Genomic DNA, 16873 nt, shown 5'->3' with positions numbered 1-16873 from the left:
TCTGCTGAACATTTGATTTACACTGTCGCCCCGGACAACCCTAAGCAGGAAGCCCAATGGCGCTCAAGGCAACCATCTTCAAGGCGATACTGAACATCGCCGACATGGACAGGCACTACTACGCTGACCACCACCTCACCATTGCCCGCCATCCGTCGGAAACTGACGAGCGGATGATGATACGCCTGCTGGCTTTCATACTGAATGCCAGTGAAAGTCTGGAATTCACCAAGGGTATCAGCACGGATGACGAACCGGACCTGTGGCAGAAAAGCCTGAGTGACGATATCGAACTCTGGATCGAACTGGGCCTGCCGGACGAAAGCCGCCTGCGCAAAGCCTGCAACCGCTCGGACCGGGTTATCCTGTATACCTATGGCGGTCGGGCCGTGCCCCTGTGGTGGGAAAAACATCAGGGCAAACTGACCCGCTTCAACAATCTCACCATCATCAACCTGCCACCGGAAGCCACCGAGCCACTTGCCGAACTGGCGGAGCGCGGCATGAACCTGCAGTGCACCATCCAGGACGGGACCGTCAATATCGGCAACGAGGAAACCCTCGTCAGCCTGACGCCCGCACCGCTCTACCCTGTCTAAAAAATCACCTTTTCGGGTCTACCAGAACGATACAGTTTACGTTAAGGTAAACCTTGGTCGACGATGATCGGAGCCGCACCAGGTTCCTTCAGATTGGCTATACTCATAAAACATTGACACCCTCACGAGGGGTGTTTTGTTCCTCAGGCCACTACCCCAGGAAGAGGATTATGACAACAACAAAAGCCAAAGTTGTTTACTCCCCGGCATTTACCGACGGTGCGGAATTCCGGATTCCCACCTTCAAGTTACTGAAACAGGACGGCTCGCTCTACAAGGGCGCCAAGGCGCCTGATCTCGAAAAAGACAAGGCCCTGCGCATTTACCGCGCGATGGTCACCACCCGGATTCTCGATGAGCGCATGCTCGCCGCCCAGAGGCAGGGCCGCCTGAGTTTCTACATGCAGTGCACCGGCGAGGAAGCTGCAGTCGTCGGCAGTGCCGCCGCACTGGACGATGCCGACATGATCATGGCGCAGTATCGTGAACAGGGTGCCCTGGCGTATCGCGGCTTCACCATCGACGAGTTCATGAACCAGCTGTTCGGCAACGAACTGGACTATGGCAAAGGCCGCCAGATGCCGGTTCATTACGGTTCCAGCAAGCTGAACTACATGACCATCTCATCGCCCCTGGCCACGCAGATCCCCCAGGCCACCGGTTACGCCTACGGCCAGAAACTGGCCGGCGACGGCCACTGCACCATTACCTATTTTGGCGAAGGCGCCGCATCGGAGGGTGACTTCCATGCCGCCCTGAACATGGCGGCCGTCCACCGGGTTCCGGTGATTTTCCTGTGCCGCAACAACGGCTACGCCATCTCCACCCCGGCCGCCGAGCAGTTCGCCGCCGATGGTGTTGCGCCCCGCGCCTACGGCTACAAGATGGACGTGATCCGGGTTGATGGCAACGACATCCTGGCTGTCCACGAAGCCACCAGAGCGGCACGCACCCTGGCAGTGGAACACAATCGCCCGGTGCTGATTGAGACCATGACCTATCGCCTGGCTGCGCACTCTTCCTCCGACGATCCGTCCGGCTATCGCAGCAAGGACGAAGAAGCCGTATGGCGCGAGAAAGATCCCATCCTGCGGATGCGTCTCTGGCTCGAGAGCAAGAAGTGGTGGAACGAAGACGACGAGAAGCAGCTGCAGGAAAACATGCGCCGCGAGGTTCTCGAAACCATGAAGCGGGCACAAAAGCGGCCGCCACCGGCACTGGATACTCTGGTGAGTGATGTCTACGACCAGGTGCCGCCAGCCCTGGCCGAACAGTTCGACAGTCTCAAGGCTCACATCCGCCGGCACCCGGACGCCTACCCCAAGAGCGCCGAACATGCCAAGGGAGGGGCCTGATATGACACAGATGAATATGCTCCAGGCCATCAACAATGCCCTCAATACCGCCATGGCCGCCAACGAGCGGGTGCTGTGTTTCGGTGAGGACGTGGGCGTGTTCGGTGGCGTTTTCCGCGCCACCAGCAACCTGCAACAGAAATACGGCAAGGACCGCTGCTTCAACACGCCACTGGTGGAGCAAGGCATCATCGGCTTTGCCAACGGCCTCGCCGCCCAGGGTTCGGTGCCGGTCGCCGAGATACAGTTTGCCGATTACATCTTCCCGGCCTTTGACCAGATCGTGAACGAGTCGGCCAAGTTCCGCTATCGCTCGGGCAACCTGTTCAATGTGGGTGGACTCACCATTCGCGCACCCTACGGCGGCGGCATTGCCGGGGGGCTCTATCACTCACAGTCGCCGGAGGCCTATTTCGCCCACACACCGGGCCTCAAGGTTGTAGTACCGCGCAACCCGCACCAGGCCAAGGGCCTGCTGCTGGCCGCCATCCATGACCAGAACCCGACCCTGTTTTTCGAGCCCAAACGTCTCTATCGCGCCTCCGTGGGCGAGGTGCCGGATGAAGACTACCGCCTGCCCCTGGGAGAAGCGGAAGTACTCAAGGAAGGCACTGATGTGACCGTGCTGGGCTGGGGTGCACAAATGGAAGTGATTGAACACGCCGTCGAGATGGCGGAAAAAGAAGGCATTTCCTGTGAAGTCATCGACCTGAGAACCATCCTGCCGTGGGATGTGGAAACCGTGGCCAACTCGGTGTTCAAGACCGGGCGCCTGGTGGTTACCCACGAGGCCCCGCTGACCGGCGGTTTCGCCGGTGAAATTGCAGCGACGATACAGGAGCGTTGCTTCCTGTACCTCGAGTCCCCCATCGCGCGGGTGACCGGGATGGATACACCCTTCCCGCTGGTGCTGGAAAAAGAGCATCTGCCCAATCACCTGAAGGTCTATGAGGCCATCAGGTCGAGCGTGGAATTCTAGGTTGATATCAGGACAGGAGAGCAATCATGAGTGATTTTATACTGCCCGATATCGGCGAAGGTATCGTGGAGTGCGAACTGGTCAAATGGCTGGTCAGTGAAGGGGATGTCATCGAAGAGGACCAGCCGGTTGCCGAGGTGATGACCGACAAGGCCCTGGTGGAAATTCCGGCGCCCTATAAAGGCCGGGTGACCCGCCTCTATCACAAGGAAGGTGACATCGCGAAGGTCCACGCTCCGCTGTTCGAGCTGGTGGAAGAGGGTGGCGACAGTGAACAGGAGACAGCACCTCCGACTCCATCGACAGAAGCCGGAGTTACCGCCAGCGAAGCAGAGCCTGTGCAGGAAGCCTCTGGCACCACCACACCCAATGACGACGAAACCGAGGACTTTATCCTGCCGGACATCGGCGAAGGCATCGTTGAGTGTGAGGTGGTGGAATGGCGTGTCGCCGAAGGTGACGAGATCGAGGAAGACCAGCCGGTGGTCGATGTCATGACCGACAAGGCCATGGTCGAGATCACCGCGCCCAAGGCTGGCCGCGTCACCAAGCTTTACCATAAGCAGCAGGAGATGGCGCGGGTGCATTCACCGCTGTTTGCGTTTATTCCCCGGGACCGTGACGAGCCTGCCGAGGCAAAAGCCGCATCAAAGCCGGCACCAGAACCCTCCCCGGCCACCACAAAACCGGTTGCAACAGGGGCGCGGCAGCGGATTCCCGCCAGCCCTGCTGTGCGCCGCCTGGTACGGGAGCATAACCTGAACCTCGCGGACATCGCCGGTTCCGGCAAGGATGGCCGCGTGCTGAAGGCAGACGTGCTCGCCCATCTCGATAAATCTGCCGAGCCCACGCAAAGTCAGGAAAGTAGCAGTGAATTGCAGCCAACAAGTAAAGGCCGCGATCGAAGAACGCCGGCTAGCGAGCAGGAAGTACGGATCGAGCCGATCAGGGGCATGAAAGCGGCCATGGCCCGTAGCATGGTCACATCGGCAACGACCATCCCGCATTTCATCTACAGTGAAGACATCGACGTTACTGACCTGCTGAAGCTGCGCGAGCAACTCAAACCGGAAGCCGAAGCCAGAGGCTCACGGCTGACACTGATGCCTTTCATTATGAAGGCCATAGCCCTGGCGGTTCAGGAGTTCCCGGTACTCAACAGCCGTGTCAATGACGAGGTTACGGAGATTCACTACCTGCCCGCCTGCAATATCGGCATGGCGGTGGATGGCAAGGCGGGGCTGATGGTCCCCAACGTCAAAGGCGTTGAAAACCTGACCCTGCTGGGCATTGCCGATGAAGTAGCGCGCCTCACCGAGGCGGCCCGTTCGGGCCGGGTAAGCCAGGAAGATCTCAAAGGCGGCACCATCACCATCTCCAACATCGGCGCACTGGGCGGCACCTACGCGTCGCCCATCATCAACGCGCCGGAAGTGGCGATTGTGGCCCTGGGCCGTACCCAGAAACTGCCGCGATTCGACGCCAGCGGCCAGGTGGTGGAACGGGCCATCATGACCGTAAGCTGGGCCGGTGACCACCGCATCATTGATGGCGGCACCATTGCGCGTTTCTGCAACCGCTGGAAGGGCTACCTGGAATCGCCGCAATCAATGCTGCTGCACCTGGGCTGACGGGGCATCATGGCGCAGAAGACAGAGCTTCAGCAGTTCTACATCCCTGAAGAGCAGTCGATCTACCTGCTCAGCCATGACGATGCCAAGAAGCTCAAGGACTGGGTGGCGCTTTGCGCTGCCCAGCTCCGCCAGCTGGGTTACCTGGACATCGAACTGATCGGCAAGGGCGCCTATGGCTTTGTGTTCGCGGGCCGCCTGCCAAGCCGCGACGGCACCGGCCCCGAGCACGTCTTCAAGTTCACCCGTATCAATCTGCCCCAGCACCTGCAGGACCGGCTGGAGGACGAAGCCTACATCCTCGAACAGGTCCGACACCCAAGGGTGCCCCGGCTGATTGCCTATCAGCGGGCCCACAACCAGCCCATCCTGGTGATGGAACGGGCAGCCGGCCTTAACCTGGAGGAAGTGTCCCTGCGTGAGGGCCGCCTCAAACCACGGGTGGTAATGCGAATCGCCGACCAGCTTGGTGACATCCTGCGCAATCTGCGACGTGAGAGCGGCCCCGCTGGCCGGCCTATCGTCCACGGCGATATCAAGCCTTCAAACCTGGTGTTCGACGCCAGCACCGAGAACATCGCCCTGATCGACTGGGGCTCGTCGGTGTTCGCACAGCTCGACGCCAACCAGCAGTTCCTCACCACCAATGTCATGGAACTGATGTCCGACAACCTGCAGCAGACCAACGCACGGCTGGGCGATGTCTATTTCATTGGCGAGGAGCAGCTCAACGGCGGCCTCTCATCCCCCCGCTTCGACGAACAGGGCGCGGCCGGAACCCTCTACGCGCTGGCTTCAGGCCAGTCGTGCCGCTTCGGGCATCAGGCCATTCCTGCAAATTCCCTGGGCCTACCCATGGAATTTGCCCGCATGCTTGATGGCATGCTGGCCCCGGATCCGGAGACACGCCGAAAGGCCGGTGACTACTACCTGAATGAAATGCCCAGAATGGCGCGCACAGTGATGATCGACCTGCCGGAACCGTCGGTAAATCCTCTGGTGCCGGTCTGGGCAAGGGCCTCGGATCACGAGATCGATACCGTGGTGTACAGCTCGCGCAAATCCTTCCTGCGACAGGAAGGCGCCCCGGAAACCCTCAACGACGTCAACGATGTTCAGCTGGACCGCTACTACAAGAATTTCATGCAGGGCATGGGGGAAACGGAAAAGGCGTTCCTGGCCGCCGTCAGCCGGCTCGGACGATACCCCGTCGAAGGCGGCCTCGCCGTGCGCTGGGAGAGCGACGGTGTCTACATCGATACCTCGCTGAACCTGCACGACCCCAGTCTCAAGACCGCCTTCACCCGGGCCGTCAATAACATGGTGTACCTCGCCCAGGCCATCTACCGCCAGGGCATTTTCAAGAGCTGCCTGTTCAACGCCCGCAACACTCTGCACATCGATCGCGACGAACCGGACCAGCCCTTCGTGACCGAACCCGGCATGCAACTGCGCTACGAGGTCAGCGCGGCGCCGGAAGTGGAAGACGAATCAAGGGTGCATTCCTACTTCGAAGACGGCCCCGATCCGGAGGAATTCCTGCTGTTGCCCCAAACCATCATCACGGCACTGGAATCCCTGAACAACATCCATCACACCGGCATGATCATCTTCGAGGCCCTGCCCCGCCATCTCAAGATCCATAGCCACTACCGGCTGCTGGACCCTGAACGGGAAGGCGAATTTTCCCGCCTGCTCGACGAAATCCTGTCCTCGGTTGACCAGATCACCGGGCTGGGTGTTTCGGGCTTCATGAAAATGCCCTACAAGGACACCCGCTTCTTCCCCCACATCGAACGCCTGCCCGAGCGCTACTATCCCCGCAACCCCAGAGCCGCAGCCGATTCCGCCCGGACTCTGTAACTTGCCAGACAAGCGCCAAGAGGACTGGACAGAACACCCCATCACACGTAAGATTGCGCACTCGAAATTGATGCCAAGGCGTTGATTCCGACAACCGCCCGTAGCTCAGCTGGATAGAGCGCTGCCCTCCGGAGGCAGAGGTCTCAGGTTCGAATCCTGACGGGCGGGCCATTATTTTCAGAGGCTTGCGTGGAAACGCAGGCCTTTTTTATTTGTCTGTGTCCAAATTGTGTCCGCGGAGGTGTCCAGGGTTTGAGCCATTACCGGACCAGAGCAAGATCATTGAGTCGGGCCGGGCCAGATATTGCTCCTAGCAGAACCTGAAGCTGTTTAAACATTATTCTTTTCTCAGCGTTACAACAAATAGTTTCCGGGGCAGTTTGCCCTCCTCCAATTCGTCAACGCCAAGTATCTTGTAGCCCTTCGCCAGACGCCCGACTTTCTCGGGACTGAAAAAATGCACGATGAAGCCATTATTTTCATACATATCCTCACCGCGGTGAATTCCCGTCCCGTAGTCCGGGTCCCCGGTGTGCCGCACGGTATAAATATGAAGACCCTGAGGGCGCAATACTCGTCTGACTTCTGCGGAAAGGAATTCCAGCTCGGACGTGGTCAGGGCCATGCAGTACAACATATGCGAATAACATGCATCGAAAGACTCATCGTCAAAGGGCAACGGGGCTCTGATGTCATGACACAGAGCAGTAACCGACTCCGATAAATCCAGTTGCCGTGCTTTTTCCGTCACAGCCTCCACTGCGCTATCCGAATAATCCAGCATCTGGATGCGAAAGCCGGCACCAGCAAAATACAGCGTGTCGCGCCCCTGCCCACCGCCCAGTTCAAGAATCCGGTTTACTCCTTCCCTTGCGAACAGCTCCGCGGACGCTCGGGCGGGCTGACTTGGCTGACTGCCAAACATTTCCGGCTTTTGAATGAACGTTTTTTGCCAGTGAGACCGCTGTGCATCGAGTGCATCCTTCATCTCAGTTTTCTCCTTCAGCCCTGAAGTTTTTTGATTTATTCGAATTGTTACCGGTCCATTCCGTCTTTCGCATAGCATTTCTTGAGTATCTTAACGACACTTCCTCCTATACTCTAATCACAGGTTAGGAGTGTCTGATGATCAGAACCCTACTCGTTGCTCTTCAGGCGCTGCCTCCCATTCCTGGAACCAGCCCTCGTTGAAATTCTGAACTATCTGGTCCAACGGATCTCTTTCCTCGCTACCACCGAAGGGGGATTACCAAAGCAACCCGTCATCGGATGTGATCCGGGCGCCGGGGAAATCGGAACTAGCACGATGGCATATATCATTTCTGGCGTGATTCTCATCCTGCTTTTGATGACCGATATTGTCCGGACGACCCTCACAACCAGAGGCGAAGGCCTTATATCCGCTTTTGTGTCCGGGGCATTTCGAAAAGTCGCTTGCTCATCCATACGCGCGGGACACAGGCCCTCCGAAATTATTGGCTCAATCTCCATATCGACTCTGGCCCTAGTATGGCTGGCCGGGCTGTGGGCAGGGTGGGTCCTGGTTTTCATGGGAATTCCCGATGCGATTGCGCATTCCGGCGATATGTCAGGGGTGGACCTCCATGACGTTATCTATTTCGTTGGGTTCACCCTCTCCACCCTGGGTACCGGCGATCTTTTCCCTACCACCCGAGGGGCACAGATAGCGACTGTCCTGTCGTCCTTTAGCGGTTTGCTGATCGTGACTCTGATAGTAACCTACGCCGTTTCTGTGGTTAGCGCTGTGGTCGCCCGACGGGTTTTGGCCTATAAAATTTACCTGAATGGGGGTAACGAGGGTGAATTTCTGAGCGAATTCCCTGACATTGAGAATTTTGCAGCTTGGGTAGCGGGGATCAAAAATGAGCTTGTTTCCTGCACCGAACAGCGTCTTGCTTACCCCGTTCTGGACAATTTCGTCAGCAGGGACGAAAGATTTTCTCTTCCTGTTCAACTGGCGAGGCTAGGGCTCGTAACCTTCCAGGGAGAGTCGTAACGAGGATGCCGGTCAACAGACGAAAAAAGAGCTTAACCAATTGTTATCTGTATTGGACCGATATACGTTGCTTACCGGTATAACCGACGAGGACATGTCGGCCAGGCTGGCAAGATTAAGCAAGCTTTAGCCCGTATTGCCGCAGCAAAAAGGGGAGATAGTACCCCCCCCCCTTACCTGAACACCAGTTGAGTTGGATTTGGCTACCTGCTGCACTCAGGCCCGGCGATATTAATCCCACAAACTATCGTACTCGTCGTAGTCAAAGGCTGTGGCATCGTCCAGATCAGCTTCATCATAGGGAAGCGTGTACGTGCTTCCCTGCGCAGGGGTCATCGTCTATTTGCGAGATGTGAGAAAGATCCTCTTTCGTCACAGACTCTCCCTCGAACAGACCATAGTTATCGGCATTGTCTTCATGGGCGGGAATCGAGACGCCATTCTCGTTAACTTCGACTTCTTCCCAAGGCACCAGGGCGTGTGTGTCGCCAATATCCCATAAACCACCAACCTGGGCGATAACCGCAACGATCTCGTTCTTATCGTTCAGAGGTATGTTCTCGACGCTACCAATTTCTTCATCATCCGTGCCGAAAACCTCCGTGTCCATCAAGTTATCAGCTGTCATGCTACCCTCTTAGTAGACGCTCGACTCATCGGACCGTCTCACCCCCGGACTATTCACAAGTCAGTGCTGATTGCTTACGGTAAGCAAACGGAAGGCATCGGTTGACGGGCCGCCAGCAAGGGAGAAATGCAGTGACGCCTGACTCGGGAAACGCCCACCAAGGAAAGGCAAAACACAAGGTCGGCTTCGGATTGGTCTTTCTGATCGTTCTGGTACTCGCGACGCTGACCTTCATTCCGCTGCTCGACTCCAATCGCTGGTGGGTTCGGCTTCTGGATTTCCCCCGGCTGCAAGGAGGAATAGCGCTACTGATCCTGGCAGTGCCAGTGGCTTTTTATGTGCGGTACTTCCGGAAAATGGCAGGCCTGGGGATGATCCTTATTGTCAGTGCTCTAAGCTACCATGGGCTTGTCCTGTTCCCTTACTTTCAGTCTGGACAGGATTTTCCCGAAGCTGAATGCCGACCCGGAAGCGCCATGTCAGTCATGATCGCAAACGTAAAGATGCGCAATGACCCGGACGGCCGCCTGCTTGAGCTGGTCCGTGAAATGCAGCCAGATCTGTTCCTGGCTATGGAGACGAATGAAAAGTGGAACGAGGCCCTGGCTCCGCTGGACGAGACTATGCCCCATACAGTGTCCCACATCTCGGACTCGACCTTCGGCATTCATCTGTTTTCCCGGTTAGCCCTTGAATCCCCGGAGATCAGATTCCTGGCGGGACAGGGCACCCCTCAGGTTGTCACAGGTGTAACGCTAGCCAGCGGAGAAACGGTGGACTTTCTTGGGGTTCACCCGCGCCCACCTGTGCCGTCGCAGTCAAATACAACCTTAGGCCGTGACGCGGTGCTTTATAAAGCAGCTTTACTTCTGCGTGAGAGCGAGAGGACAGGTATCGTTGCGGGTGACTTCAACGCGACCCCCTGGGAAAATGCCGTCAAACGGATGCGCCAGATTGGCAATCTTCAGGAACCGCGCCGTGGTTATGGTTATCTGCCGACGTTCAATGCGACTTCCTGGTGGATGTCCTGGCCACTGGACCACATTTTCCACGAGCCAGGGTTCGCTACGCTTTCCCTTGAGCGGCTCGGATCGTTCGGGTCCGACCATTACCCGTTTGTGGGGCGGTTCTGCCGCATCAGTGAACATGAGGCACTGGCCCCGCCCCAGACTGACAGAGAACTCATCAACGAGGCAGAGCGCGCAATTGAGGCAGCAAAGGACAGTGGCTAGGCTGCTGCCAGAATGACAGGGGCCTGGCGCTGCCGGGACATCTCTGTTCCCGCACGCTCCGCTTTCGCTCTGTGTGGCAGCGCACCGACGCTACTCTTACAGCCAGGTAATTATGGAAAACGCCCTCAGAGGCGAATCCAGGTCTAAGAGCGGTTCACAAACAAAAAGTGGTTCACAAACACAAAACAGGAAAAGGAGTTCCAGATGTTTCATGACCTTTGCCCACTTCTATCTTCGCTGTCGTGCTGAACCATAAACTGGCCGTCTCTTCAGCGGAGTTCTGGTTCATGATGCAGATCGCCATGATTTTCGGCGTCCTGACGTCCTACCCTGTTAACTGGTGGCTGATCAAGCGAGGCACCAAAGAAGCAATGTAGTCATGGCCCATCACATTACGAACCGAAGACGTAGCTACACGTCAGAATCGAAGAGCTTCTTGTGGGAGGGGTTAAATGCCTCCAGCTACATCGCCGGAGCACTTTGTTTCGTCGTGGGCAGTGTCTTTTTCCTGCCCGCGTTCCAGGGTTATTCCGCGGCCGCCGCCTGGCTATTCATGACCGGCTCGCTGATCTATCTGGCGGTTTCCCTGCATGATTTCGCCGAGACGCTCATTTACTACCGGCATAACAGGCAACGCGGCCGCAAGGCGATTCTGGAGTTCCTCACCTTGACAGGCTATGTCATCGCCAGTGTGCTGTTTCTGCTCGGCAGCGTCTGTTTCCTGCCCGGCGTGCTCAAGGAAGCGTGGGGGGCCTGGTGTTTCATCATCGGCAGCGCCCTGTTCGCTGCCGGCGCAACGATAAGCGTGACTCAGATTACCGAGGCTGGCACGCTGATTGGCCTGCAACTCCTGAACGCTGTTGCCATCTGTTTCGTCATTGGCTCGATTTTGTTTCTTATCCCCTCGATTCCCTACCTCTGGCCCTCGAGCCGCCCCGATCTCCCGCAGAAAATGTTTACCTACCTGGCCGGTCAGTTCATATTCGCCAGCATACTGTTCTTCGCAGGAGGAGTGACCAACTTCTATCGCGCCTATCGATTGCATTACCACCGGGCCTCCAAAGGCAACTGTAAAAATGAGGATGACGCCAGGTGAGATCACGTTTGAACCGTCTGCCGGACCAACGGCTTAAAGGTGAGATACGCAAGCGTGATAACCACTGGCTAAAGCGATCTCATCAGTTCACTGAAATCGGCATGCCTGTCGGCGACATTGGCCAATTGTTCCAGGGGAGATCTGAGCCGCAAATACTCAGCTTCCTGTAAATCGAGGGAGGTGATGGCAAGACGATAGGTATTGGCCCCGAAGTCCCATAGCGCCTCAACTCCTGCTGTTCAAAGAACCCGTTGCAATCAGGCCATCGAGAGCAAGTGTAACCACATAACCTGAAATGGGTGAGGTAATCACGACTCCGTGTTTTTTCCATGCGGGATCATCCTGATCCACGCAATCGCGCATTCCATTGACGTCCCGCTTCAGCATATGATCAATGGTCCTTCTTGTCTCGTCGGCAATATAGCCAATCAGGTTGTTGACCCGCAGCCAGCTCGCGGTGTGATTCAGGAGGAAAACAAAGGCAGCGATTCCTGCCAGCGCCCAAAGCACCGCAAGGATGGGTGTCGCGAGCAGCTGGTAAGCTTTTTCTTCACTGATGATCAGCATCGCTGCAACACAGAAGGTGAAACCGCTGCTGAAAAGGGCCAGAACATGCCGGGTGGGCCGACTGGAGACAAAGTCCTGTAACACCCGGGGTGAGAACTGAGACGAATACGTAGTCAACACAATGAGGATGGCGGAGAATGTTATCGTTGTCATGGTGAGGATCCCACCAGCCAGCGAGTTCAGCATCTCAGTGGTGCGACTCAACGAGAGCGGAGCAATACCGAGCAGCGAGGTCTCAGGGGTTAACTGGTAGTCGACGAGAACGACTGCAATAGCGAGCATGAGAGCAACAGCGTTATAGATGGCTGGAAGAAACCAGAAGCTTTCCTGGATGTTCTTGATATACGCTTCATTCATATTGGGTCATTCCTGAATGAAATTTTTGCCCGAGACTTTAACTATAGCCACTACTGATCAACTGACGCCAAGATGGCTTGATGAAACTGGCCGATGGCCCGGGCAAAGGTGCCGGAGCCTGCATTCCTGTAGACGGCGCCCAGCAGCGGTCCAATATGTAAGCTTAACCACGGAATATCAGCCTGAAGTTGTGGCAACACTACCTGCTCACCGAATCACCCGAGTTTGATTCCCGCTCGGGTTGACTCGTTCCGAAACCCTTGCGAATCTGGGGCAAAAAGCGTTCAATCCCGAACTCACCACTGCAGGACCCTAACAATAAAATGAACGCTTTGGCTGAAGCCTTTCGACTTATTATCACGCTGGACCCGGATTTATTCGAAATTCTGTGGCTGTCCATCCGTGTCAGTCTGATCGCACTGGTCATTGCCGCTGTAATCGGTTTACCTCTGGGAACCTGGCTGGCGATCACCAGATTTCCGGGCCGGAAATTCTGCATCCTTTTGCTGAACGCCCTGATGGGGATGCCGCCGGTGGTCGTGGGACTGATAGTGTATCTGCTGCTGTCACGGTCCGGCCCGCTCGGTTGGCTGGGCCTGTTGTACACGCCCTCCGCCATGATCATCGCGCAAGTGGTGCTGATCACCCCGATTATCGCGGCACTGTCGAATCAGGTGATCGAGAATCTTCATCAGGAGTACAGCGATACGTTTTACTCGATGGGCATCACCGGGCGCCGTGCTGTGGTGGCCTATCTGGTGGATGCACGCTATGCGCTGACCACCTGCATTCTGGCGGGCTTCGGTCGGGCTATCGCCGAGGTTGGCGCAGTCATTATCGTCGGCGGCAATATTGATCACGTGACCCGTGTCATGACCACCGCCATCGCGCTGGAAACTTCCAAGGGCAACCTGACACTGGCCCTGGCATTGGGCACCGTGTTGCTAACGCTGTCATTGCTGGTCAATGCACTGGTGATAGGCGTGCGTGAATACGCTGCGGAGCGCCAGTATGCCTAGTTCCATCATGCCTATACGAATCTGCGATCTGCGTCTGACCAAAGGCGAGCGGGCCGTGCTGGGGGGTGTGGACCTGACCATTGATAAATCCGGCATCACGGTGATTATGGGCCCGAACGGTGCGGGCAAGACCTTACTGCTTCGCTGTTTGCACGGACTGATCAGACCGGACCAGGGGCAGATTACACTTGGCCACCTGAGGGTGGCTGACAGTCGCGATCAGCAGGCCATGGTATTCCAGCAACCGGTACTGCTACGCCGGACTGCTCTCCAGAATCTGGCCTTTGCCGCCCCCGTGATTGCCAAATCCCGGCCGCAGCGATTAATTGAGGCGCTGGAATCCGTCCACCTGGCTGATCGCGCCCACCAACCGGCACGGATGCTGTCGGGCGGAGAACAACAGCGACTGGCCCTGGCGCGGGCCCTGTTGGGTAAGCCTGCGTTATTGCTATTGGATGAGGCGACAGCTAGTCTGGATCCCGCATCGGTCCTGGTGATTGAATCCCTGGTCAAAGCCCAAAGTGCCCAGGGAACCAAGGTCATTCTGGTCAGTCACGACCAAGGTCAGGCTCGACGTCTGGCCGATGATGTCGTATTTATGTCTGATGGGCAGGTAGCCGAGCAGAGTCCGGCGAACCAGTTTTTTGCCTCGCCCAGAACCCCGGTGGCTAAAGCTTATTTAGCCGGTGAAATCCTGCTTTAGAGAACGGTTATGAAACACCTTGTCATCTTCGTTGCATTGGCTTTCAGCACTCACACACTGGCAGACACCATCATTGTTCAGTCCACCACCTCGACCCAGAATAGTGGCCTGTATGACTACCTGCTACCGCTGCTGAAAAAGGATACTGGTGTTCAGGTCAATATAGTCGCTGTGGGCACGGGACAGGCGATCAAAAATGCCATGCGCTGTGATGGCGATGTGCTCCTGGTCCACGCCAGATCGGACGAAGAAAAGTTCGTCGCCGACGGCTATGGAGAATACCGCCGCGACCTGATGTACAACGACTTTGTCATCATCGGACCCAAAGCAGATCCGGCAAATGTCGCAGGAGCCGGTGACGTCATTGAAGCCCTGCGGCGAATCCGGCAGGCCGGCGCCAGATTTGCCTCACGCGGTGATGATTCGGGAACCCATAAAAAAGAGCGCTCATTGTGGCAGGCGGCAGCAATCGACCCTGACGCCGGATCGGGGCAATGGTACCTTGAAACCGGTAGCGGTATGGGCGCAACCCTCAATACCGGGGTGAGCCTTGGCGCCTATGTATTGAGCGACAGAGCCACCTGGATTTCATTTGCCAACAAACAGGACAGCACCATTTTATTCGAGGGGAAGCCCGCCCTGTTTAACCAGTACGGCATCATTCCGGTCAATGCGGATAAGTGCCCCAACGTGAATCGAGAGGCGGCGAACACCTTTACACAGTGGCTATTGTCCGAAACCGGACAAGCCGCCATTGCAGCCTATCAGGTTGAAGGTAAGCAGCTGTTTTTCCGAACGCCAGCCAGGCTACACAGTACAATTGAGTTGAAATGATGATTGCACCCCTTCTACCGAATCCTACCGATCCCCGGCTATCCCGCACTGTTGAGGGCATCGATGAAAGCGGCCAGTTGAAGTCGATCAGCGTGATCGAAGAACGTCCCCTGACCATCTATCTGAACAGCCAGGAAATCGTCACGGCGATGACCATCGGCGATCACCCGGAGTATCTGGCCCTCGGTTTTCTCTTGAATCAGGGCATGCTGAAAAAGGCTGATCGGGTAACAAAGATTGATTTTGACGAAGAACTGGAAGTCGCTGTGGTCCGTACCGCAGGGGTTACGGATGTAGAGGACAAGCTGGAAAAGAAAACCCGCACCTCCGGCTGCGCAGTGGGAACTGTGTTTGGTGACATGATGGCCGGGCTTGACGGGCTTTCATTGCCGGATACACCCGTGCACACCAGTACTTTTTACGACCTCTCGTACCAGATTAACCACACCCCCAGCCTGTATATGGAAACCGGTGCCATTCATGGCACCGCTCTGTGTCAGGGACTTCAGGTCCTGGCCTACATGGAGGATGTCGGGCGTCATAACGCGGTCGACAAGATTGCAGGCTGGATGCACTTGAATGACATTTCGGCGGCGGATAAAGTCCTCTACACCACTGGCCGGCTGACCTCCGAAATGGTTATCAAGACCGCACTCATGGGCATCCCCACCCTGATCAGCCGGTCAGGCTTTACGGCCTGGGGCGTCGATATTGCCCGGCAGGTCGGATTGACGCTGATCGGACGGATGCGGGGCAAGAAATTCACCTGCCTCAGTGGCCAGCACCGGCTGGTGTTCGACCAGGACCTGTCGCAGGTTCCGGATGATGAGAAAAAAATGCGGCGAAAAGGCGCTCAGCATGATTGACGGAGCTTCAGCATTATTGGAGGAGACGGAGCATGACTGAGTGTGCAGTCATTCTGGCCGGCGGCCAGGCAAACCGGATGGGCGGTGGTGACAAAGGACGGTTGATGCTGGGCGACCAGTCATTGATCCAGCGTGTCATCGATCGGATCACCCCGCAGGTCGACGCGGTGGTGTTGAACGCCAACGGGGATCCGGGTCGTTTTGATGATCTGGGTTTGCCCGTGGTCTCCGACTCTATCGGTGGTTTCCCGGGCCCGCTGGCCGGTGTGCTCGCGGGCATGGACTGGGCCGCCGAGCAGGGACATGAGTGGCTGATCAGCGTTGCTGCGGATACTCCGTCGTTCCCTCTGGATCTGGCGGAGCGACTGGCCGAGCATGACACGCCGGTGGTGTTGGCGGCCACGCCGGACCCCGAGCGCGGCCGACTGCCCCAGCCAACCTTTGGCCGCTGGCAGGTTGCGTTGCGGCATGATTTGCGAGCTGCCCTGAATGAAGGTGTCCGCAAGATCCGCCAATGGACCCAGGCCCAGGGCGAGTCGCTGGTGCTGTTTGGCCCGGACGACTTTTTCAATATTAATACGCCGGAAGATCTGGCCTGGGCCAAGGATCATCTGAAGTGAATGTCATTGGCATCGTGGGGTGGAAAAACTGCGGAAAGACCACCCTGGCCAGCGCTCTGATTCGCGAGTTATCCGGCAGGGGTTTTACAGTCAACTCCATCAAACATGCCCACCACAAGGTGGATGTGGACCAGCCGGGTACCGATAGCTACCATCATCGTGAGTCCGGCGCCCGGGAGGTCATTCTGGCGGGGGGACAGCGATTCGCCATCATGCACGAACTACGTGGCGCCGAGGAGCCGACACTCGATGAATTGCTGGCCCGCCTGGGCCCATGCGACTGGGTTGTGGTCGAGGGGTTTAAAACCCATTCACACCCCAAGATTGAAGTGCATAGGCGGGAGTGCGCGAAGGCGCCCCTGTACCCGAACGACGCCAGTATCATTGCGGTGGCGGCGGACTACGCGGCGGATTTTGCGGGTCCTGGCTTTGATTTGAACGATGTCCCCGGGATAGCGGACTTTATTCTCGGGCCAAAAAAGTCATTGGCCCAAGAGAACCATTAAC

General features: G+C 57.0%; 18 protein-coding genes and 1 tRNA gene. 16 read left to right on the top strand and 3 right to left on the bottom strand.

The genetic code is table 11. The features are described 5' to 3' along the window. Window positions 1-56: 56 nt before the first annotated feature. The 6 genes from DIT72_RS07590 to DIT72_RS07565 all read left to right on the top strand — a co-directional run bounded on the left by DIT72_RS07590 (window position 57) and on the right by DIT72_RS07565 (window position 6598). Complete coding sequence (locus DIT72_RS07590) at window positions 57-599, top strand: YaeQ family protein (protein WP_135954549.1); 543 nt, start codon at window positions 57-59, stop codon at window positions 597-599. A 170-nt stretch (window positions 600-769) separates the two neighbouring features. Continuing rightward, window positions 770-1954 carry a thiamine pyrophosphate-dependent dehydrogenase E1 component subunit alpha gene (locus DIT72_RS07585; RefSeq protein WP_135954548.1) on the top strand — a complete coding sequence of 395 codons (1185 nt, stop codon included), beginning with the start codon at window positions 770-772 and terminating at the stop codon, window positions 1952-1954. A gap of 1 nt (window position 1955) precedes the next feature. Beyond that, window positions 1956-2933, top strand: a complete 978-nt coding sequence (locus DIT72_RS07580) for an alpha-ketoacid dehydrogenase subunit beta (protein ID WP_135954547.1) — start codon at window positions 1956-1958, stop codon at window positions 2931-2933. Between the two features lie 26 nt (window positions 2934-2959). Beyond that, window positions 2960-4564: a dihydrolipoyllysine-residue acetyltransferase gene (locus DIT72_RS07575; protein WP_135954546.1), complete on the top strand. Its 1605-nt coding sequence runs from the start codon at window positions 2960-2962 to the stop codon at window positions 4562-4564. Window positions 4565-4573: 9 nt separating this feature from the next. Continuing rightward, on the top strand, window positions 4574-6427 hold the full coding sequence (locus DIT72_RS07570) for a protein kinase domain-containing protein (protein ID WP_135954545.1): 1854 nt from the start codon (window positions 4574-4576) through the stop codon (window positions 6425-6427). A 94-nt stretch (window positions 6428-6521) separates the two neighbouring features. After that, a tRNA-Arg gene (locus tag DIT72_RS07565) sits at window positions 6522-6598 on the top strand. 166 nt (window positions 6599-6764) lie between these two features. Here DIT72_RS07565 and DIT72_RS07560 read toward each other — a convergent pair. Then, window positions 6765-7415, bottom strand: coding sequence for a class I SAM-dependent methyltransferase (locus tag DIT72_RS07560; protein ID WP_135954544.1), 651 nt, complete (start codon window positions 7413-7415; stop codon window positions 6765-6767). A gap of 318 nt (window positions 7416-7733) precedes the next feature. Between DIT72_RS07560 and DIT72_RS07555 the strand changes: the two genes are divergently transcribed. Then, window positions 7734-8444, top strand: coding sequence for an ion channel (locus tag DIT72_RS07555; protein WP_135954543.1), 711 nt, complete (start codon window positions 7734-7736; stop codon window positions 8442-8444). 295 nt (window positions 8445-8739) lie between these two features. Here DIT72_RS07555 and DIT72_RS07550 read toward each other — a convergent pair whose 3' ends face one another. After that, window positions 8740-9072, bottom strand: a complete 333-nt coding sequence (locus DIT72_RS07550; RefSeq protein ID WP_135954542.1) for a PRC-barrel domain-containing protein — start codon at window positions 9070-9072, stop codon at window positions 8740-8742. A gap of 131 nt (window positions 9073-9203) precedes the next feature. Between DIT72_RS07550 and DIT72_RS07545 the strand changes: the two genes are divergently transcribed. The 3 genes from DIT72_RS07545 (at window position 9204) to DIT72_RS07535 (ending at window position 11400) form a co-directional block, all read left to right on the top strand. Continuing rightward, complete coding sequence (locus DIT72_RS07545) at window positions 9204-10304, top strand: endonuclease/exonuclease/phosphatase family protein (protein WP_135954541.1); 1101 nt, start codon at window positions 9204-9206, stop codon at window positions 10302-10304. A 218-nt stretch (window positions 10305-10522) separates the two neighbouring features. After that, a complete protein-coding gene (locus DIT72_RS07540) occupies window positions 10523-10681 on the top strand; it encodes a DUF4396 domain-containing protein (RefSeq protein WP_135954540.1) in 159 nt (52 codons plus the stop codon). 2 nt (window positions 10682-10683) lie between these two features. Further along, the gene (locus tag DIT72_RS07535) at window positions 10684-11400 is read left to right on the top strand and encodes a YrhK family protein (protein WP_135954539.1); all 717 of its coding nucleotides are present in this window, start codon (window positions 10684-10686) and stop codon (window positions 11398-11400) included. A 225-nt stretch (window positions 11401-11625) separates the two neighbouring features. Here the strand turns inward: DIT72_RS07535 and DIT72_RS07530 are convergent, their stop codons facing one another. Further along, window positions 11626-12324, bottom strand: coding sequence for a DUF2254 family protein (locus tag DIT72_RS07530; protein ID WP_135954538.1), 699 nt, complete (start codon window positions 12322-12324; stop codon window positions 11626-11628). A 323-nt stretch (window positions 12325-12647) separates the two neighbouring features. Between DIT72_RS07530 and DIT72_RS07525 the strand changes: the two genes are divergently transcribed. Genes DIT72_RS07525 through mobB form a run of 6 tightly spaced genes read left to right on the top strand, consistent with a single transcriptional unit; the run spans window position 12648 to window position 16872 of the window. Next, window positions 12648-13343: an ABC transporter permease gene (locus DIT72_RS07525; RefSeq protein ID WP_135954537.1), complete on the top strand. Its 696-nt coding sequence runs from the start codon at window positions 12648-12650 to the stop codon at window positions 13341-13343. Beyond that, a complete protein-coding gene (locus DIT72_RS07520; protein WP_135954536.1) occupies window positions 13336-14046 on the top strand; it encodes an ATP-binding cassette domain-containing protein in 711 nt (236 codons plus the stop codon). Before DIT72_RS07525 ends, DIT72_RS07520 begins: the two co-directional genes overlap by 8 nt. Before the next feature lie 9 nt (window positions 14047-14055). Beyond that, window positions 14056-14880, top strand: a complete 825-nt coding sequence (locus tag DIT72_RS07515) for a substrate-binding domain-containing protein (RefSeq protein WP_135954535.1) — start codon at window positions 14056-14058, stop codon at window positions 14878-14880. Further along, the gene (locus DIT72_RS07510) at window positions 14877-15746 is read left to right on the top strand and encodes a formate dehydrogenase accessory sulfurtransferase FdhD (protein ID WP_135954534.1); all 870 of its coding nucleotides are present in this window, start codon (window positions 14877-14879) and stop codon (window positions 15744-15746) included. Before DIT72_RS07515 ends, DIT72_RS07510 begins: the two co-directional genes overlap by 4 nt. A gap of 32 nt (window positions 15747-15778) precedes the next feature. Continuing rightward, window positions 15779-16366, top strand: coding sequence for a molybdenum cofactor guanylyltransferase MobA (gene mobA, locus DIT72_RS07505; RefSeq protein ID WP_135954533.1), 588 nt, complete (start codon window positions 15779-15781; stop codon window positions 16364-16366). Further along, window positions 16363-16872, top strand: coding sequence for a molybdopterin-guanine dinucleotide biosynthesis protein B (gene mobB / locus DIT72_RS07500; protein WP_135954532.1), 510 nt, complete (start codon window positions 16363-16365; stop codon window positions 16870-16872). Before mobA ends, mobB begins: the two co-directional genes overlap by 4 nt. Window position 16873 lies beyond the last annotated feature (1 nt).

It is taken from the genome of Marinobacter orientalis, from assembly GCF_004792665.1.
GTDB lineage: Bacteria > Pseudomonadota > Gammaproteobacteria > Pseudomonadales > Oleiphilaceae > Marinobacter > Marinobacter orientalis.
Note: the sequence above shows the minus strand (reverse complement) of the source record. Positions and strands in the feature narration are given on the sequence as shown.